The sequence below is a fragment of the Altererythrobacter sp. GH1-8 genome, assembly GCF_043702085.1.
Taxonomy (GTDB): domain Bacteria; phylum Pseudomonadota; class Alphaproteobacteria; order Sphingomonadales; family Sphingomonadaceae; genus Erythrobacter.
Genome location: NZ_CP171690.1, coordinates 1,632,224 through 1,651,850 on the forward strand (window position 1 = coordinate 1,632,224; position 19,627 = coordinate 1,651,850).

General features: G+C 60.3%; 17 protein-coding genes and 1 other RNA gene. 14 read left to right on the top strand and 4 right to left on the bottom strand.

Going from position 1 to position 19,627, the window contains the following annotated elements; all coding sequences use genetic code 11:
* Positions 1–17: 17 nt before the first annotated feature.
* Positions 18–1,616: a protein translocase subunit SecD gene (secD, locus tag ACG9DO_RS07955; RefSeq protein ID WP_394726869.1), complete on the top strand. Its 1,599-nt coding sequence runs from the start codon at positions 18–20 to the stop codon at positions 1,614–1,616.
* Positions 1,617–1,630: 14 nt separating this feature from the next.
* Complete coding sequence (gene secF / locus ACG9DO_RS07960; protein ID WP_394726871.1) at positions 1,631–2,614, top strand: protein translocase subunit SecF; 984 nt, start codon at positions 1,631–1,633, stop codon at positions 2,612–2,614.
* Here secF and ACG9DO_RS07965 read toward each other — a convergent pair.
* Positions 2,611–3,183: a helix-turn-helix domain-containing protein gene (locus tag ACG9DO_RS07965; protein ID WP_394731234.1), complete on the bottom strand. Its 573-nt coding sequence runs from the start codon at positions 3,181–3,183 to the stop codon at positions 2,611–2,613. The genes secF and ACG9DO_RS07965 overlap by 4 nt on opposite strands.
* 98 nt (positions 3,184–3,281) lie before the next feature.
* Here ACG9DO_RS07965 and ACG9DO_RS07970 point away from each other — a divergent pair, with 98 nt between their 5' ends.
* Positions 3,282–3,755, top strand: coding sequence for a DUF6456 domain-containing protein (locus tag ACG9DO_RS07970; protein WP_394726873.1), 474 nt, complete (start codon positions 3,282–3,284; stop codon positions 3,753–3,755).
* A 41-nt stretch (positions 3,756–3,796) separates the two neighbouring features.
* Here ACG9DO_RS07970 and ACG9DO_RS07975 read toward each other — a convergent pair whose 3' ends face one another.
* Positions 3,797–6,457 (bottom strand): DEAD/DEAH box helicase family protein, encoded by a 2,661-nt coding sequence (locus ACG9DO_RS07975; protein ID WP_394726875.1) that lies wholly within the window; start codon positions 6,455–6,457, stop codon positions 3,797–3,799.
* A 97-nt stretch (positions 6,458–6,554) separates the two neighbouring features.
* On the bottom strand, positions 6,555–8,366 hold the full coding sequence (locus tag ACG9DO_RS07980) for an ABC-F family ATP-binding cassette domain-containing protein (RefSeq protein ID WP_394726877.1): 1,812 nt from the start codon (positions 8,364–8,366) through the stop codon (positions 6,555–6,557).
* Between the two features lie 141 nt (positions 8,367–8,507).
* Between ACG9DO_RS07980 and ACG9DO_RS07985 the strand changes: the two genes are divergently transcribed.
* From ACG9DO_RS07985 to ACG9DO_RS07995, 3 genes are all read left to right on the top strand, one after another.
* On the top strand, positions 8,508–8,813 hold the full coding sequence (locus ACG9DO_RS07985; RefSeq protein ID WP_394726879.1) for a PepSY domain-containing protein: 306 nt from the start codon (positions 8,508–8,510) through the stop codon (positions 8,811–8,813).
* A gap of 131 nt (positions 8,814–8,944) precedes the next feature.
* A complete protein-coding gene (locus tag ACG9DO_RS07990; protein WP_394726881.1) occupies positions 8,945–9,622 on the top strand; it encodes a response regulator transcription factor in 678 nt (225 codons plus the stop codon).
* Positions 9,623–9,776: 154 nt separating this feature from the next.
* Entirely contained in the window at positions 9,777–11,090 is a 1,314-nt protein-coding gene (locus ACG9DO_RS07995) for a sensor histidine kinase (protein WP_394731236.1), read from the top strand.
* Between the two features lie 382 nt (positions 11,091–11,472).
* Here ACG9DO_RS07995 and ACG9DO_RS08000 read toward each other — a convergent pair whose 3' ends face one another.
* Positions 11,473–11,781, bottom strand: coding sequence for a chorismate mutase (locus ACG9DO_RS08000; RefSeq protein WP_394726883.1), 309 nt, complete (start codon positions 11,779–11,781; stop codon positions 11,473–11,475).
* A 65-nt stretch (positions 11,782–11,846) separates the two neighbouring features.
* On the opposite strand from ACG9DO_RS08000, the gene ACG9DO_RS08005 reads away from it, so the two are divergent.
* From ACG9DO_RS08005 to ACG9DO_RS08040, 8 genes are all read left to right on the top strand, one after another.
* Positions 11,847–12,857: a polyprenyl synthetase family protein gene (locus ACG9DO_RS08005; protein ID WP_394726885.1), complete on the top strand. Its 1,011-nt coding sequence runs from the start codon at positions 11,847–11,849 to the stop codon at positions 12,855–12,857.
* 9 nt (positions 12,858–12,866) lie between these two features.
* Positions 12,867–15,299: an ATP-dependent helicase HrpB gene (gene hrpB / locus ACG9DO_RS08010; RefSeq protein WP_394726887.1), complete on the top strand. Its 2,433-nt coding sequence runs from the start codon at positions 12,867–12,869 to the stop codon at positions 15,297–15,299.
* An 18-nt stretch (positions 15,300–15,317) separates the two neighbouring features.
* Positions 15,318–15,596 (top strand): ETC complex I subunit, encoded by a 279-nt coding sequence (locus ACG9DO_RS08015; protein ID WP_394726889.1) that lies wholly within the window; start codon positions 15,318–15,320, stop codon positions 15,594–15,596.
* Positions 15,597–15,721: 125 nt separating this feature from the next.
* An RNA gene (gene ffs, locus ACG9DO_RS08020) (signal recognition particle sRNA small type) lies at positions 15,722–15,816 on the top strand.
* A gap of 49 nt (positions 15,817–15,865) precedes the next feature.
* Positions 15,866–17,680, top strand: coding sequence for a DNA polymerase III subunit gamma/tau (locus ACG9DO_RS08025; protein ID WP_394726891.1), 1,815 nt, complete (start codon positions 15,866–15,868; stop codon positions 17,678–17,680).
* 29 nt (positions 17,681–17,709) lie between these two features.
* Positions 17,710–18,051, top strand: coding sequence for a YbaB/EbfC family nucleoid-associated protein (locus ACG9DO_RS08030; protein WP_394726893.1), 342 nt, complete (start codon positions 17,710–17,712; stop codon positions 18,049–18,051).
* A gap of 14 nt (positions 18,052–18,065) precedes the next feature.
* Entirely contained in the window at positions 18,066–18,719 is a 654-nt protein-coding gene (locus ACG9DO_RS08035) for a hypothetical protein (RefSeq protein WP_394726895.1), read from the top strand.
* A gap of 89 nt (positions 18,720–18,808) precedes the next feature.
* On the top strand, positions 18,809–19,603 hold the full coding sequence (locus ACG9DO_RS08040; RefSeq protein WP_394726897.1) for a class II aldolase/adducin family protein: 795 nt from the start codon (positions 18,809–18,811) through the stop codon (positions 19,601–19,603).
* The last annotated feature ends 24 nt before the right edge of the window (positions 19,604–19,627 follow it).

A 19,627-nucleotide genomic window follows, 5' to 3' on the forward strand; every position in this document is an offset into this window, starting at 1 on the left:
ATAGGGCGCCAGCAATCATGCTCGACTTTCCAACCTGGAAGAAGATGTGGCTTTGGGGCCTGACGCTGATCGCGTGCTTCACGGCCATGCCCTCGCTGTTCAGCGCGGCCAATATTCGCTGGCCTGACGCGCTTCCCGAACCGACCGTCAATCTCGGCCTCGACCTTGCCGGCGGTTCGCACATCCTGCTGGAGGCGAACCCGTCTCAAGTGGCAGCGCAGCGGCTGGAGAACATGGAAGAGTCGGTGCGCACCACCATGCGCAATGCCGAGCCGAGAATTCGCATAGGCGATGTCTCGACCGCTGGCGGCCAGCTGTCTTTCATTCTCGACAATGTCGGTGATCTGGACCGCGCGCGCGAATTGCTGCTGCCGCAGATCAATGGCGATGGGCTGACCCGCGAATGGGACCTGACGGTGCAGGATGGTCAGCGCATGGTGCTGACGCCGACCGATGACGGAATCGAGCAAGCGGTCACTGATGCGATGGACTCCGCGACCGAAGTCGTACGCCGGCGAATCGATGCGCTTGGCACGCGCGAGCCGACGATTATCCGCCAGGGCGATACCCGCATTGTCGTCCAGGTGCCGGGATTGCAGGACCCGGACCAGCTCAAGGACCTGCTGGGCCAGACCGCAAAGCTGGAATTCAAGCTGGTCTGCCGCAACGCTCTGCCGACCGATGTGCAAGCGGGTATAGCGCCAATCGGGTGCGAGATTTTCCCTTATTCGGAGACTTCTGACACCCCCGGCATGTTCGAAGCCGTGCAGCGGCTTGGCGGCATTCGCGGCGACAGCCTCACCAACGCGCAGGCAGGGATCAGCCAGGACACCAACGAAGATGTGGTCAATATCCAGTTCGACCCTCAAGGCGGCGCGCGCTTTGCGCAACTGAGCACGGAGAATGTCGGGCAGCGGTTTGCGATCATCCTTGATGGCGAAGTGATTTCCTCGCCGTTCTTCCGCGAACCGATCCTTGGCGGCAGCGCGCAGATCAGCGGGGGCTTTACCGCAGAGACCGCGAACCAGCTCGCGATCTCCTTGAATTCGGGCGCTTTGCCGGTTGACCTCAAGGTCATCGAGGAACGCACCGTCGGGCCCGATCTTGGCGCTGACTCGATCCGCAAGGGCCTGCTCGCGATGCTGATCGGCTCAGTCGCGGTGATCGCGCTGATGATTGCGACCTATGGCCGCTTCGGCGTCTATGCGACCATCGCGCTGTTCTTCAACGTGCTCATCATTCTTGGCATCATGGCGGTTCTCAACACCACGCTGACGCTGCCGGGTATCGCTGGCTTTGTACTCACCATCGGCGCGGCGGTGGATGCCAACGTGCTTATCAACGAACGCATCCGCGAAGAGCGAAAACGCGGGAGGCGCGTGGTCGCCGCGGTGGAGAATGGCTACAAGGAAGCGAGCCGCGCCATCTATGACGCCAACATCACCAACTTCATCGCGGGCGTGCTGCTGTTCCTGTTCGGCTCTGGCCCGGTGCGCGGCTTTGCCGTGGTTCTGATCGTCGGCCTGTTCACCAGCGTCTTTACCGCAGTCGTGCTGACCCGCATGTGGGTCGCGGGATGGCTGCGCAAGGCGCGTCCAAGCGATCTGAATTTGTAAGGGAGGAACTGGACATGAGACTGCTCAAGCTCGTCCCTGACGATACCAATATCAAGTTCCTGAAGTGGCGCTGGCCGTTCTTCATCGCCAGCCTCGTGCTGATGGTCGGCAGCTGGGCGCTGGTTGCGACCCAAGGCCTCAACTACGGGGTCGATTTCGCCGGGGGCCAGGAAATCCGCGCGACCTTTACGCAAACTGAAGAGGCGCCCATCGCCGAACTGCGTCAGACCGTTGGCGCGCTCGAAAGTGTCGGCGATCCGGTGATCCAGCGGTTCGGAGCGCCTAACGAGGTTTCGATCCGGGTCAAGCTCCCGCCAGAGGCTGAGGGCAATCCGGAATTCGCAGCCCAGATGACGCGCGACATCACGACTGCCTTGAGCGAAGGCCATCCCGACCTGCGGATTGACGGGGTGGACTCAGTCTCAGGCAAGGTTTCCGGCGAGTTTCGCCAGGACGCCATATTCGCTCTGCTGATCGCGATGGTCGCGGTGGCGATCTACATCTGGGTGCGGTTTGAATGGCAATTCGGGGCGGGCGCTCTTTACGCGCTGTTTCATGACGTCTCGCTGACGCTGGGATTTTTCGCGCTGTTTCAATGGGAATTCAGCCTGCAGATTATCGCCGCGATCCTGGCCATCATCGGTTATTCGCTCAACGATACCATCGTGGTGTATGACCGCATTCGCGAAAACCTGAAGAAGTATCGCAAGATGCATCTGCCGGAATTGCTCGACCTGTCTGTCAACGAAACCCTTGCGCGTACGGTGATGACCTCGCTGACGCTGTTCGTCGCACTTCTGCCGCTGTTATTCATTGGCCCCGAAAGCCTGTTCGGCCTGGTTGCTGCGATCACCATCGGCCTGTTCATCGGGACATACAGCTCGGTCTACACCGCCGCGCCGATCCTGATCTGGCTGGGCGTCACCTCGGACAGCTTTGTCCCGCAGGAAAGCCTTGCAGACAAACAGGAGCGGATCGCCCGAGGTGAAGTAGGCTAGAGGCTGCGCACGAGCATCTCCGCCAGCGCAATCCAGGGCGGTGAATCCACGACTTGCTGTTTCTGCCCGCTGCCGGGCGGGAGGATGCCGACCAGCGTTCCCTTCCGGTCGATCAACCGCCCAAAGGCGAAGCGGCCACCGGGGCGAGGGACCAGCACGTCCCGGTTGATCGCAAGGCCTGCATTTTCAGGCGCGATTTGCCTCAGCCAGAGTTGATCGCCCGGGCGAAATTCGCCCACGCTTTCCGTGACGGTGAGCACCATGCGCTCACCTTCGCCAGCAATCTCGCCGGGTACGATGGCTTCGCGTTGCTTCGTAAGCGCTTCCGGCCCCGCCGCGGTGAGTTCTGCGACGATCATTACCGGCTCGTTTTCGTCTGACCGGACGAGTTCTTCCGGGTCAATGCCAAGCGCTGCGCCGATCCGGTCCATCCATTTGAGCGACAGGTTGCGCGTGCCCGTTTCGAGGCGCCCGATCGTCTGTGCAGTGGTCGGCGGGCTGCACGCTTGGGCAAGCTCGGCCAGGGTGAGTCCCTTGGCCTTGCGGATGGCTCTGATGCGGTTGATCACGGTTGTACCTCTCAATACGAACCTTATTGGTTATTTATCTTTCCTACAGGAACCGATTGAATGCAAGCCCAGTGCGAGGTTTCTTGCACAGGAGAGAAATGCAGCGCAGACTGGTCGAACGCGAATTGACTGAGGAAGGCCCGATCCGGGGGAGCGGCGCGAAGGGCAAGCGGCGCACCGTGACTGTAAACCTGGCGGAATCGCCGCTCAGCTGGCTGCATTCGCGCGGCCATATCGATGACCGGCTGTTCGATGCGGGCGAGCGTTTGCGGCTCGACTTCGAGCGTGCGCAGCTGGGGCCTCGCGTGACGATGCGGTGGGACCCGGTGCGGTCCAGGACCACCGGCGAGCAGGACCTGACTGCGAGCGAGCGGGCCCTTGCGGCCAAACAGCGTTTCGATGGCGCGCTTGATCAGGCGGGCAAGGGGCTAGCCGATATGCTTTGGCGGGTCGTCTGCGGCAATGAAGCGCTGCCCGAAGCGGAACGGGCGCTCGGCTGGCCTGCACGCTCGGGCAAGCTGGTACTGCGGCTGGCGCTCGACCGGGTGGCGGATTTTTACCGGATTGTGTGAATGTCCGCTTACGACCCAATTGCGGACGTTAAAGAAAACAATCAGAGCCATGCTGAGCGCCGGTCAACCGACCTTTGGAACCCAGCCGCAAATGAACGCATCCTAGCTTTCAGTAAGACCTTTCGCCCCTCGGCGGTTCGCGTGAAGAGCAGCCGCGATGATCCGACGCGTTTCTGCCAGAGTTCCGCAAACTTCTCGGCATTCTCCTTGCGCGCTCCAAGGCTTGTCGGGATTGCGTGATAGTCAGTCCTTGCGAATAGGCCGAGCCATGATCGTCTGACTAGCAGGTATCTTGGATTTTGGACTGGACCTAGAACCTCCGCGATTGCGGTCATGATCTGACGTTCCGCTGCTCTGCTCACGCCTGTGACGACAATATCAAACCGTCCATCAATACTCGACCCAACCTCAAACTCACCTTGGTTATACTCAGTCACAGTCAGCAGAGCAGAGTGATAGAGGCTCTCAAGCACTACATGCGCAACCTGCAAAAGGCTGCTTTCAAGGGAGCCATTTCGCCAAAATAGCCGACCAGCTTTGAAAAGTGACGGCAGGCTCGCCAATGTCGCAACGCCGGTTGCTCCCAATGCCACCCAGCCTATCGTTTCAAGAGAATTTACGCCGCGCAATTGGTCCGCAAGGGCCATTCCAGCGCTTCCTGATGCGGCCCACAGGAGGGATTGCAAAGTGTCATTCCAACTTATGGAGCGCGGGGCGTAGTTGGGTGCGGCGGCTTCGCGAACATGCGAGTGCGCATCACCATCGCCCAAAGATTGGCTCCACTTTTCGGAGATTCTCTGCCGGTCTCGTGCAATCGCAAACGTAGCGTCGTTCTGATGTGATAGGGATTTTGATGGGTCCAGTCCAAGCCTGCCGAGCCCGCTTTCGATCAGATTTGTTTCCCCGTTAGATATGCATTCGAAGGCTTTGAAGCGTCGGGCGACCGTTCTAATGTCAGTCACTCCGGCATTAGCATGATCGTTGAGTGCACCCCAATCAAACGAGCTCTTAATGGCGTCACTCAGTCCATCCGTACCGGGTTCGACCGTTGCAAGATGCCAGATGTTCGAGACCTTATTGGGGTTCTCTGGATCAATTCGGATCGCTCGCCCGCGCATCTGGTTCGACAACACGAATGATGCCGTGTTGCTCGCAAGCACGAGGGAGTTGAGTGCAGGCGCGTCCCAGCCTTGACCCAGCAGCGATTGGGTGCCGACCAATATGCGAATATGACCTTTCTGGAATAGTGCGGTCACCAGCCTCGTCAGATCAGCGGTATTTGCTGCCGAGAGTTCAACGTGATCGGGACTCGCATGGATCACCTTTGTCCGGATGGCGTCTTTCGGTAGACCCAACTCATTCAAAACGCTTCCAAGTGCCTCTGATGCCAGTCTGGGAACAAGGACCAGACTTCCCGTGAGGACCGCAAGATGATCTTCGCAAATGCCAGTGCGCCTCAACGTCTCAAAGATGGGGATGACACCAAGTTTCGCTGGCTCAAACTTGTCGGTTGGCCGTTTTGGAAGTTCTCCGGCACGAATATGATCGGAAAGGACCACCATTCTCAGTTTTTCGCCGAGCGATGTTTCTTCAGTCCGGGCGATCTCGCAAATGCTTTGCATTTTGCCGAGACTTGATGTGAGCAAGCGGAAGACCGAACGCGTATGCGCCAGCCGCACTCGTTTCCCTTCGATCAGGCCGTTGCGTTGTAGCCTGTTCTCGAGATTGGCCCTTCGTTCAGCGCCCAAAGGAAAGGCGTCTTTTTGACTAAACACCAAACCATCGAGGAGGCGTTCCAACCAAAACAGAGATGGAAGGGGCAACTCTTTTACCGAAACCCCTAGGAGGTCCATTGGCTGACGCGGCAGCGGTCGCCCAACTGAACCAAGCAGGATCAAGATGGCAGACAACATCTCAGGCGCGTCATATATCGCCTCAAGATACTCTAGCGGCTTGGCAAGCCATGGGTGTTCTGTCAGCCAATCCAGCAGGTCGTCGTCGGTCTGCAGATCAAGCTGAAGATCGCTTATTGCTGCGCGGCGTCGGTCCAAGAGATGAAGTGCATCCTCTGTTGGCTCAGACAGGATAACGTGATCCTGATGGGGGCACAGATCGCCATTCCTAACAAGTTCCGGAATGCCGATCTCAAGATCAATCGGACCGCAAAGCGTCTCGTATCGGCTCCATTCGGTAAAGCTGGCATCATATGGAGGTGTGGCCGTGAGTGCCACGATCTTCACGTCTTCGAGTTCATTCGCCAGACGGTTGAGGCAATCCCACCAAGCTCTCCTCAGGTGATGGGCCTCATCCAAGACGAGCGTGAAGCTTCCCTTCTTGTTGAGGTCGTCGATAAGTGATGAGAGATCGTCAGATCGCCGAAAGCTATCGAGCGATTGATAAGTAGATAGAGTGAGAGTCCTCGGGTCCGTCAATTCACACGATATGTCGGAAGTTCCTGGCAAGTCGGGCATGAACAGCGGTGCAAGCCTCTCGCGCCACTGATCACGGATGGCAAGGCTGGGAGCAAATACCAATGCAGGTCGACCCAGCTTCCGGACAATCTCTAATCCCAGAACTGTCTTTCCCGCTCCTGGCGCAGCAACCACGTGAAGACGATTATCTTCGAGATGGTCTTCCATTTTTTGAAGTATGCGGGCTTGATAGTCGCGCCACACCCCAGCGAACTGCATCCGGTCGAGCATAAGGGCGTGATATGAGCTTGAATGACGCGAGCAAAGCTTAAATGCAGCAATAGTATGCGACTAATCAGTGTCCGCTCTCCACCCCATTTGTGGACGTTCAGCTCTCAACCCGTTCCGCGATTTCCAGCCAGCGCTCCTCTGCGGCGTCCTTCTCGGCGCGCGCGTTCTCAATGCCCTTGGTAATGGTCGCGAACTTCTGCGGATCGGACATGTAGAGGCCGGGATCGGCCAGGATCGCCTCGCCTTTGGCAATCGCTGCCTCCAACTCCTCGATCCGAGTGGGCAGCAGCTCGTAATCGCGCTGGTCCTTGTAGGAGAGCTTGTCCGACTTCGGCGGAGGCGGTGTTGTGCCCCTCCCCCCTACGGGAGGGGTTGGGGGTGGGTTTTTTGTCTTACCTACGACAGGCTTGCGGCACTTTGCCTCCCAATCCTCATATCCGCCCGCGACGATGTCGACCTTGCCAGACCCATCGAGGCCCAAAGTGATCGTAACCGTGCGGTCGAGAAAGTCGCGGTCGTGGCTGACAAGCAGCACGGTTCCGTCAAAATCCGCGATCACTTCCTGCAAGAGATCGAGCGTTTCCAGGTCCAGATCGTTCGTCGGCTCGTCCAGCACGAGCAGATTTGCGGTCCGCGCAAATTCTCGTGCGAGCAGCAGGCGCGAACGTTCTCCACCCGACAGGGCATCGACCGGGCTGTCGACGATCTTGGGATCGAACAGGAAATCCTTGAGATAGGCCTGCACATGCTTTCGGGTCCCTTGAACATCGACCCAGTCGCCGCCTTCCGCAAGCACTTCACGCACGGTCTTGCCGCGCCCCAAGAGGCTGCGCTGCTGGTCGATCATGACGCCGGTAAGCTTGTTCGAGATCGTGACCGAGCCGCTATCAGGGGCGAGTTCACCAGTAAGCAGTTTAAGCAAAGTCGTCTTGCCAGCACCGTTCGCGCCGACAATGCCGATGCGGTCACCGCGCTGTATTCGCAAGGAAAAGTCCTTGATCACCGCGCGATCACCGAAGCTCTTTGAAACACCGTCGGCAACAATCACGGACTTCGATTTGAACGCATCGTCATTGGCGAGCTTCAGCTTGGCAGTGCCGCTGCCGGATATCATCGCAGCACGCGCTGCTCTCATTTCCCACAGCTTCTCAAGCCGCCCCTGATTGCGCTTGCGCCGCGCGGTAACGCCGCGTTCCAGCCAATGCGCTTCGAGCTTCAGCTTGGCATCGAGCTTCTCGGCCGCGCGCGCTTCTTCCGCATAGACCTGCTCTTCCCAGGCCTCGTACCCACCAAAGCCCACTTCCTTGCGTCGCACGATCCCGCGGTCGAGCCACAAGGTCGCACGGGTCAGTCGCTTGAGGAAAGTCCGGTCGTGGCTGATTGTGATGAATGCGCCATTGTATCGGCTCAGCCAGTCCTCCAGCCAGTCGATTGCGGACAGATCAAGGTGGTTGGTCGGCTCATCGAGCAGTAGCAAGTCAGGATCCTGCGCCAGCGCGCGCGCAATCGCTGCCCTGCGCCTTTCGCCCCCGCTTGCGGTTGCTGCCGGACGATCCATCGCGATACCAAGTTGACCTGCGATTGCCTCGACTTCATGAGCGGCAGGCGCGTCCTTGCCTGCACGCGCGAAGTCCATCAGCGTTTCATGTCCGGTAAAGTCCGGTTCCTGCTCGAGGAACACGATCCGAGTCCCCGGCTTCACCTTGCGTATGCCGCGATCGGCTTCGATCCGGTCGTCGATCAGCTTCAGCAAGGTTGTCTTGCCCGCGCCATTGCGGCCAATCAGCGCAAGCCGGTCACGCGGGCCGATGTGGAGGTCCAGAGCCTCGCGATCAGGCCCTCCCAGCAGCCAGCGTCCGCCCTGCTGCAGGCCGAGCCCTTCCCAGGAGAGGATTGGTGGTTGCGCCATAACGCCCGCGCGTTAGGGACTTGTGCGAAGAGCGGCAAGATAATGTATCGTGAGGGTAAACAGGGCTTAACCTATCTGAACAGTGAAATGGCGCAGCATTCACACCTTGTTCAATGCATTGGGTTTAGGCACAACAGCACGATGAAACGCGTAATCTCTCTCATGGTCGCTACGGCACTGGCTCTTACCGGACTGGTGAGCGTGCCTGCTCATGCGCAATCGCGTTCCGACCAGAGCGATGCGCGCAAGGAGATGCAGGCCGGCAATCAGCTTTCCCTGCGCCAGATCGAAGCACGCGTCTTGCCGCAAATGCGCGATGCGGAATATCTCGGCCCGGCCTATGACAGCACCGCACGTGCCTATCGCCTGAAGTTCATCAAGAATGGCCGCGTCACTTTTGTCGATGTCGATGCGCGCACAGGCCGCATCATCAATCGTTCCCGCTAGTCCCGATCTTGTTAAGGTAAAGGCAAGGCCTCGCTGCTCACAGCCATTTGGCGCGCTCGCTTGACCCTCATGCTGCATTGGCGCACACCAGAAACACATTTATAATCGTGCCTGAATAAAGGTGGAAATTCATGCGTATCCTGATTGTCGAAGACGAACCGACACTTGGCCAGCAACTGAAGTCGACGCTTGAGCAAAATGGTTATGCGGTCGATTTGTCGACCGATGGCGAGGATGGGCATTTCCTCGGCAGCACCGAGGATTACGATGCCGTGATCCTCGATCTGGGCCTGCCGGAGATTGATGGTCTTTCTGTGCTGGGCATGTGGCGCAGGGAAGGGCGTGACTTCCCTGTGCTGGTGCTCACCGCGCGCGACAGCTGGTCGGACAAGGTTGCAGGGCTTGATGCGGGCGCGGACGATTATCTCGCCAAGCCGTTCCAGACCGAAGAACTGATCGCGCGTCTTCGTGCGCTGATCCGCCGCGCGTCCGGCAACAGCTCATCCGAACTGATGGCGGGCGATGTCCGGCTGGACACGCGCTCTGGCCGCGTCACGCTGAAAGGCGAGCCGGTCAAGCTGACCGCGCAGGAATACAAGCTGCTGAGCTACCTGATGCACCACAAGGGCAAGGTAGTCAGCCGAACAGAACTGATCGAGCATATCTATGATCAGGATTTCGACCGCGATTCGAACACGATCGAAGTGTTCGTCACGCGCATCCGCAAAAAACTCGGCGCAGAGGTGATTACGACAATCCGTGGCCTCGGTTACAGCCTCGACGACCCCGCAGACGCCCCAAGAGCCTGAGTCCGCCTCGGACTCCAGCTCAGCGGCATCGCGCGATGGTCATGCCGATGTGGCTGGTACGGCCGCAAGTGGCGGCAGTGACTTTCTGAACGAGCCGGATTCAACGGTTGAAGCGGTAAGGGAAGTTGCCAGCCAGGGCAGCCTTGCGCGGCGCATGGCGCTGATCGCTGCCGGCTGGATCATGGTCCTGCTGCTTGGCGGCGGCGTGGCGCTTGAACGGACGCTGGTAAACCTCGTCGAGCGTAATTTCGACGAACAACTCGATTACATGCTGACCGCGATGATCGCTTCCGCTGAAGTCCAGCCGGGGGGCGAAGTCTCCTTCTACCGCGCGCTTGGCGACCAGCGTTTTCTGGAGCCGGGCAGCGGTCTCTACTGGCAGATCAGCGGTGAAGGGCGCGAGGATTTTGCCAGCCGCTCGCTGTGGGATCGAAGCCTCACCGTGCGAGCTGACCATGTCGATGACGAAGTCCACATTTACGATTCAGACCAGTTCGCGAATGAACCTTTGCGGATTGCGGAGCGCTCGGTCATCCTGCCGGGGAGTGAGACGCAATGGTGGTTCACGGTGGCATCCGCACGCGGCGAGCTCGATTACCAGATCAACCGTATCCGCTCGATCCTGATCTGGAGTTTCGTGGTCCTTGGGCTCGGCCTGTTCTTCATGACGCTGCTGCAAATCCGCTATGGCCTCTCTCCCTTGCGCAGAGTGCGGATGGCGATCCAGCGACTACGGACGACCGGCGCGAACCGGATCAATGACCCGCTGCCGAGCGAAGTCGAACCTCTGGTGGACGAACTGAATGCATTGCTGGAGCATTCCGAGCGTCAGGCCGAGGAGGCGCGCACCCATGCGGGCAACCTTGCCCACGCTCTAAAGACACCGCTAACCGTATTGACCAATGCGGCGACAGCGCGCGCGCCTGATCTTGGTGATGCGGTGATCCGCGAAACCCGGACGATGCAGCGCCATGTCGACCATCACCTTGCGCGGGCGAGGGCGGTGGGGCGCCGTGCGGTGGGACATGCACGAACGCCGATCGGCGAAAGCGCACGTGCGGTGCAACGCGCGGTCGAACGGCTTTACCCCAATGTGCGTTTCGACATTGACGGCAAAGGCGAAACGCAAGTCACAATGGAGCGGCAGGACCTCGACGAGATCCTCGGCAATCTGATCGAGAATGCGGCCAAGTATGGCGGTGGCAGCGTGTTCGTCACCCTCGATGCCGAGCCGGAGTCGGAGCAATGCGTGACCTGGGTCGAGGATGATGGTGCAGGGATTCCCGAGGGTGAGCGGACCCGGATCTTCGACCGCGGAGCGCGACTGGATACAGGCAAGCCCGGCACGGGCCTCGGCCTTGCTATCGTGCGCGACGTTGCGGAAATCTACGGCGGCACTGTCGAGCTTGGCGAAAGCGAGGATCTGGGCGGATTGCTGGTCAAATTGCATTTGCCACGCGCGGAATAGGTCTTTGGCCGACCTATTCATCTGAAATTCAAACGATTTCGCGCATGCATGCGTGCGAAGGGGACGAGGCATGCATCGAACTGGTATCTCAGCCATTGCGGTCACGTTGGATCTCTCAGCGTGCGCCTCCCCTCAACCGACCGATAATCTGTCTGCAAGCAGAAGCATCTTCTCAAGTCCTTATGCGGACTATCCGATGGCTGACGGGCCAAGCAGCATCGGTTCCGGATGGCACGACGGTTTCTTCTACCCTAGCAAGGAGATGTAGTGTTTGATCGGCACGGTAACCGACATCCGATCAGCAAGGACCTTCGTGACTACTGGGATGCGAGGGCAGACCAGTTGGCGATTCCGCCTGCCGAGTTGCCGCAAATCGAAGGACCTATTTCCGGCGCGCCTGTTCGTGGTGGCGGATCACCTCGTCAATAATGAAGCGCAGGAACTTCTCGCTGAACTCCGGGTCGAGATCGGCTTCTTCCGACAGCCTGCGCAGGCGTTCGATCTGACGTTTCTCCCGGTCGGGATCGGCTGGCGGCAGCGTGACCTTTGCCTTGTATTCACCCACCGCTTGCGTGATGCGAAATCGCTCGGCCAGCATGTGAATGAGGGCGGCATCGATATTGTCGATGCTCTTGCGGAAACCGGCCAGAACCGGATCGTCAGCGGGCGAAGGGTGCGTTGGATCGGACATCTCTTCCATAGCTAGCACCAATTCCAAGCTTGCCAAGCCGCGATGCGAACGCCATGTGCCCTTGCATGAGCGCTGACGTCGTTCCTATCCCGCGTAAACGCCCCTCGCTTGAGCCGATGCTGTCGCTCACGGCGAGCGGCATGAATTCTGTAAATCAGGTCATTCTGGGCCGGATGCAGAGCGAAATTCCGCTCATTCCGCGTCTTGCCGGACATCTCATTTCCGGCGGCGGCAAGCGCTTGCGGCCCATGCTGACGCTCGCGGGTGCAGAGCTCGTCGGATATAACGGCACGCGCCATCACAAGCTCGCCGCTGCAGTCGAGTTCATTCACACTGCAACCTTGCTGCATGACGATGTCGTCGATGGCAGTGAGCTGCGCCGTGGCAAGGCGGCCGCCAATATCATCTTCGGTAATCCTGCGACGGTGCTGGTTGGCGATTTCCTGTTCAGCCGGGCGTTCGAGCTGATGACCGAAGATGGCAGCCTTCGCGTGCTGAAAATCCTCAGCCATGCGAGCGCCGTGATCGCGGAAGGTGAGGTTTCGCAGCTGACCGCACAGCGCCAGATCGAGACCAGCGAAGAACGGTATCTTCACATCATCGGCGCAAAGACTGCCGCTCTGTTCGCCGCAGCAAGCCGCATCAGCGCGGTCGTTGCGGAATGTTCTGAGGAGCAAGAGCAGGCGCTTGACGAATTCGGACGCAATCTCGGCGTGGCCTTCCAGCTTGTCGATGACGCCATCGACTACGATTCCGAAGCTTCCGAGATGGGCAAGGACCGGGGCGATGATTTTCGCGAAGGCAAGATGACGCTGCCGGTGATCCTTGCTCATGCGCGCGGCGACGAGGAAGAGCGCAAGTTCTGGAAGGCCGCAATCATCGGGCATCGCACATCGGATGATGACCTTGCCCACGCGATTGCGCTCATCAACAAACACAATGCTGTCGAAGACACGCGAGAACGCGCGCGCCACTTCGCGCAGCGCGCGATCGATGCGATCTCGATCTTCCCGGACTGCAAGGCGCGTTCCGCCATGGCAGAGGCGGCGCATTTCGCGGTTGCACGCGGCTACTAGTTTTTGCGCGTGAAGACCGCGCTCCCCATCCATGATGTTCTGTCCGATTTGCAGGATGCGCTTGCAGAGCGCGGCGCTGCAGTCCTTGTCGCACCGCCCGGGGCAGGCAAGACGACAGCTGTCGCTCCGGCTCTGCTTGATGCTGCTTGGTGCACTGGCCAGATCATTCTGACCTCGCCTCGCCGGGTCGCTGCGCGAGCCGCAGCTGAGCGGATGGCTGAAACGCTGGGCGAGAAGGCTGGCGAAACCGTTGGCTATCTCACGCGGCTCGACAGCAAGAGCTCGGCGAAGACGCGGATCCTCGTGATGACAGAGGCGATTTTCGTGAACCGGATCGTCGAAGATCCTGAGCTTAGCGGCGTCTCTGCGGTTTTGTTCGATGAAGCGCATGAGCGGCACCTCGACAGCGATCTGGGACTTGCGCTGGCGCTGGAGAGCCGCACCGTGCTGCGCGAAGATCTGCGCGTGCTGGTCATGTCGGCGACCATCGACGGGGCGCGGTTTGCGAGGTTGCTGGGCGATGATGCGCCGGTGATCGAAAGCGAAGGCCGCGCCTATCCGCTTGATATACGCTGGCTCGGCTCGTCGGCCGATGCGCGGATTGAGGACGCCATGACAAGCGCGGTGATGCAGGCCTGGCGCGAGGAAGAAGGCGACATCCTAGCCTTTCTTCCCGGCGTGGGAGAGATCGAACGCACGCGGGAGCGGCTGGAACAGCGCTTGCCCGACACGCCGATCCTGCCGCTGCATGGCCAGGTCCAGCCGGCACAGCAGCGCGAAGCAATCCGCCGCGATCCCCAAGGCCGACGCCGGATCGTGCTGGCGAGTGCGATTGCCGAGACTTCGCTGACCTTGGACGGCGTCCGCGTGGTGGTAGACAGTGGCCTGGCGCGCATGGCGGAATTCAATCGCTCGGCCGGCACAACCCATCTCGTCACGCGCCGCGCGAGCCAGGCAGCGACAGCACAACGCGCAGGGCGCGCAGCACGGCAGGGGCCAGGGGTCGCTTACCGGCTATGGGAAGAGCATGGCCATGCCGGGCGGCCTGAATTCGCACCGCCGGAAATCGAAACCGCCGACCTTGCGCCGCTGGTCCTGACGCTCGCGAAATGGGGCACGGTTGATCCAGCAAGTCTGCCATGGCTGGACACGCCACCGGCAGTATCCGTCGCAGCGGCGCAGTCTCAATTGCGAAAGATGGGCGCGCTCGGCGAGGATGGGCGGATAACTCCGCACGGTAACAAGATCGCGCAATTGCCGCTTGATCCCTCGTCTGCTGCGGCGGTCCTGCATGGCGCGAAGGTTTCGCAGGCGAGCGATGCGGCCAAGCTCGTGCTGCTGTTGCAGGAACGCGGGCTAGGTGGACGAAGCGAGGATCTGCTCCACAGGCTGGACCGCTGGAACGCGGATCGTGGCGGCAGGGCCGAGGCCGCTCGCAAGCTCGCTTCGCGATGGGCGTCAGCCGCAGAGCAGCTCATATCGGGTTTGGAGCCTGAGGCGATCAACCCAGCAATCTTCCTTGCCTTTGCACGGCCTGATTTCATCGCAAGAAAGCGCAGCTCATCGGGGGAGGACTGGCTGTCCGCAGGCGGGAGTGGATTCAGGCTCGATCCCGCTTCCGCGCTGGCTCGGGCGGAGTGGATAATTATTGGCGATGCGGCAGGTTCAGCCAAGGGCGCGCGGATCACTGCAGCGGCGGAATTGTCGTCCCAGGAAGTGGAAAGCCATCTCTCACATCTTATCGAGAAATCCTCGGTAATTCTGTGGAATAGCGATGCAAATCGCGCCGAAGCTCGTCTTGTCAGGCGGCTAGGCGCAATCACTCTGGCGAGCGGTCCGGACCCTGATCCAGACCCGCAGGCGATTGTGGATATGCTAGTGGAAAAGGCGGCAGAACGGCTGGAAAACCTTGTTCCCAAAGAGCTTTTGGCACGGGGCAGATATGCCCAGATAGAGGCCTTAAACCCCCAGACCTTGCGAGATCGCGCACAAACCTGGCTCGCGCCGATGCTGTTGGGTCGTAATGACCTCGATCTGCCGAAAGGCAAGCTTGTTGATGCGGTTCTAAGCAGCCTCGACTGGGATGAGCGCCAGCGGCTGGACAAGCAGGCTCCGCGCGAATTCACCTCGCCTGCCGGCACGCACCACGCGATCGACTATGCGGGCGACGACGCACCGAGCGTCGAGGTTCGCGTCCAGGCGCTGTTCGGGCTCGACGCACATCCGATGATCGGAAACACACCACTGCTGCTCAAGCTCACCAGTCCGGCTGGCCGTCCGATCCAGTCGACCCGCGACCTTGCCGGTTTCTGGCGCGGCAGCTGGGCTGACGTGCGAAAGGACATGAAGGGCCGCTATCCCAAGCATCGCTGGCCCGATGAACCTTGGCTGGAAAAACCGAGCCTTAAAACGAAGAGTGCCTTTTCAAAGAGCAACGAGTGAATTATTGGCGCTCTCACTATGGCGGCCAGAATTTACCAGCGACCGAAATCCGCGATGCAGTCCGGCAAGGCCCGGAGCGATGAATGGGTGCTCGAATTCGAGCAGTCGGAGGCGCGCAAGCCAGACCCGCTGATGGGCTGGACCGGCAGCGGCGATACGCAGGCGCAGGTTTCACTGACGTTCCCGACCAAGGTCGCTGCCAAGGCGTACGCGGAGAAGTACGGGATTACCGCGCGCGTCTATGCCACTCCGCCCAAGGGGCTGAAACTGCAGGCCTACGCCGATAATTTTAGATGAGTATTGTCATTGCGAGGAGCCCCTGAGGGACGACGCGGCAATCCATTAGCGGGACCTGGATTGCTTCGCTTCGCTCGCAATGACGAATGACTTGAAAATCAGCACTGACAACGCCATATGGCCCTCCGGGAGTCGGGTGGACGTTTGCGTTCGCTCACCGGGTCAGGTCCGGAAGGAAGCAGCCCAGGTGGATTGCGGCGGGTCGCTCGGCTCCTTTTTCCTATCTCATCCACATGACAAAAGCGCTGCCAGCGCCTAGCTAGTCATGCATGGGTGATTCACCGGAAAATACTGACACGCCGCCGTGGGAAACGCAGCAGGACGAAGAACAGCAGCCAAGCGCCGCTGAGCTGGAGGCTGCCGGGCAGTCCGCGATGTTCGGCGACCCTTCGCCGGAAGCAAAAGCGGAGCCTACATCCGAGGAACAAGCCGTTCATCCTGCGCCACCGGCTCCAGCAGACACTAATCAGCCCTACCGCGTACTCGCCCGCAAATACCGCCCGCAGACCTTCAAGGAACTGATCGGGCAGCAGGCGATGGTGACGACGCTCGCCAACGCGATCAAACGCGACCGGCTGGCGCACGCCTTCCTGATGACCGGCGTTCGCGGGGTCGGCAAGACCTCTACTGCCCGTTTGATCGCGAAGGCCCTGAATTGCGTAGGGCCAGACGGGCAGGGCGGCCCGACGATTGACCCATGCGGAGTGTGCGAACCCTGCACGGCGATTGCGGAAGGCCGCCATATCGACGTGATCGAAATGGACGCGGCCTCCAACACCGGGGTCGACGATGTGCGCGAGATCATCGAAGCGGTGCGCTATGCTGCGGTCAGTGCGCGCTACAAGATCTACATCATTGACGAAGTTCACATGCTTAGCCGCAACGCGTTCAACGCGCTGCTCAAGACGCTGGAAGAGCCGCCGCCGCATGTGAAATTCCTGTTCGCCACCACCGAAGTCGAGAAGCTGCCTGTGACGGTCCTCAGCCGTACCCAGCGCTTCGACCTGCGCCGCATTTCGAGCGAGCTCCTGGAAAAGCATTTTGCATGGGTGTGCGAGCAGGAGGGCATTGCCGCAGAGGATGAAGCGATCCGCATTATTGCGGGCGCGGCTGAAGGTTCGGTGCGCGATGGCCTTTCCATCCTCGACCAGGCGATTGCCCATGCGGACCTCGACACCGGGGGCAAGGTGACGGGCGAGCGCGTGCGCGACATGCTTGGCCTCGCTGACAAGAGCGCGCAGCGCAAGCTGCTCGAAGTGTTGCTTTCAGGCGATGCCAAGGCGCTGCTTTCAGGCGTTGCGGACCAATACGCGCTGGGCGTCGAACCGCTGGCGCTGATGCGCGGGCAGCTTGATCTGGTGCACCGCGTGACCGTCGCAAAGGTTACAGGAGCACAGCCCGATGCGCCAACCAGCGAGGAGCGCGCGGCTCTGGGTGAGCTTGCCAATCGCTTGTCGCCCGGACAGCTTCACCGGCTGTGGCAATTACTCCTCAAGGGTCATGAGGAAGTGCGCGCTGCGCCCGATCCGCTGGTTTCGGCGCAAATGGCGCTGCTGCGCGTGCTGCATGCCAATGAACTGCCCGATCCGGGCAAGCTTGCGGACAAGCTGGAAGAACTCGTCAAGCGCGGGCCAGCACCGACCAATGGCGATACGTCCAGCGCCTCTGCTGACGCTGCTCCCGCTGCAAGCGCGGGCGCGCCCGGCTGGGCAGCGCTGGTTCAGCAAGTCGATGACAACGGCCAGCTGCGCGTTGCTCAACTGATGCGCGACTGGATCCGCGTTATCGAGATCGGGGCCGACAGGCTGGTCTATTCGCTCGCGCCGGGCATGAGCGATGATCCCGCGCCGGAAATCCGCGAAGCTTTGCTCAAGGTTACCGGCCAGCGCTGGCAGCTCGAGCAAAGCGAGAGCGAAGGCGTACCGACCTTGCGCGAACAGGCGGAAGCCAAGGCCAGGGCCGATGATGAACGCCGGCGCAATCATCCGCTTGTCAAAGCCGTGCTGGAAGGCTTTCCCGATGCTGAAATCCTCAATGAAACCGATAACGTCACGCGCGCTGCCAGCGACCGCTGGAGCCGCTGAGACCTCCCGCAAATGAAGGACACCGAGCGATGAAATCGATGGAAGAAATGATCCAGGCCGCACAGAAGGCGGCGGAGACCATCCAGACGCAGATGAACGAGATGCAGGCCAAGCTCGACGCAATCGAGGTTGAAGGCCAGTCGGGCGGCGGTCTCGTCAAGGTTCGTGCGAGCGCGAAGGGTCGCATCCTTGGCGTTTCGATCGACGAGAGCCTGATGAAGCCAGAAGAAAAGCAGATGGTCGAAGACCTTGTGACCGCCGCTTTCAACGATGCGCGCGACAAGGCCGACCGCGTTTCTGCCGAGGAAATGAAGAGAGTGCAGGGCGGAATGGGCCTGCCACCGGGCTTTAACCTGCCCGGCATGGGCTGAGGGACACTCTTGCCGTGGCCCGCCTGTCCGGCGATCTGAAACTGGGGTTCTGGGCAGCGTCGGCTTCTGCCGCGCTGGCGCTGTTCTATTCGCTTGCGCAAATTGCCGAGTGGCTGGGCTGGCTCGGCTCGCAGGGCGGACCCAACGCCTCCAGCACTGCCTTCGGTCTAGCGTTGCTGCTGACCCCATCGCTGTTGCTGGGACCTGCCTTCCTCGCGGCGATTGCCTGCATGCGAAGCCTGGTGCCAATCGATCGTTCGGGCATCGCGCTGGCAGCGCTGGCCTTCGCCGCAATCTACGCGACGCTTACAGGGCTGGTCTATTTTGTTCAGCTGACCTTCGTCGGGCCGCGACTGATTGAAGCCGATACTGCAGATATCGCCCTGTTGCTGTTCGTTCCCTACGAATCCTTTCTTTTTGCGATCGATCTGTTGGGATACAGCTTCATGTCGCTCGCCACACTGTTTGCAGCGTTTGCCTTGTCGAGCGACGTCCGCGCGAGCGCTGCACGCTTGGCTCTGCTGGCGAACGGGCTGCTCCTACCCTTCCTCGCGCTGCAGATGTTCATCCCCGCGCTAATCTGGCCCGCGGCCAGCTGGGCGTTTCTGTTCCCGCTGGCGATGATCCTGCTTGCTCGCCTTTTTCTTGCAATCGGCGTAAAGGGATGAACCGCAAGCGTTAGGCCCCTGCCAGCTATGGATCTCACAAAATTCATGCTAGTGGCGATACGCAACCGAATTTCTGAAGGGGGAATGTCATGGCTACCGTGATGAACGATAATGGCACCGGCACTGATGCGGATGTCCGCGCGCAGGTGAGTGATGAGGAATGGGCGGTTCGCGTCGATCTCGCCGCTGCCTATCGTCTCGTGGCGCTGTATGGCTGGGACGATCTGATCTTCACACACCTTTCTGCACGTGTGCCGGGGCCTGAGCACCATTTCCTGATCAATCCTTATGACATGATGTTTGAGGAGATCACGGCCTCCTCGCTGGTCAAGATCGATGTCGATGGGCAGCCGGTGATACCGACATCGCATCCGGTCAATCCGGCGGGCTTCACGATCCACTCTGCGCTGCACATGAATTGCGAGGATGCCCACGCGGTGATGCATCTCCACACGCCAGCAGGCCAGGCGGTAAGCGCGATGAAGGACGGCTTGCTTGAGCATACCCAGACCGGGATGATCGCGCGTGCGGACATTGCCTATCACGAGTATGAAGGCATCGCGACAGACCTCGAAGAGCGCGAGCGGCTGGTTGCAGACATGGGCGACAAGCATACCATGATCCTGCGGAACCACGGAACCCTCGCGATCGGCAAGACGGTGGGCGAATGCTTCCTGCGGCTCTATTTTATCGAGCGAGCGTGCGATGCGCAGGTCAAGATGCTCGCCGCCGGGCGCGACTATCTTTACAACCCGCCACAAGGCACGCCTGAGAAAGTCAAGGCGCAGACGCCGCCGGCTGGCATCGGGATGGTCGCAAACGCGCTCGCTTGGCCGGCGCTGCTGCGCAAGCTCGACCGGATCGACCCGAGCTTCCGCGACTAGCACAGCTGCAGGAGGCAGCACAGG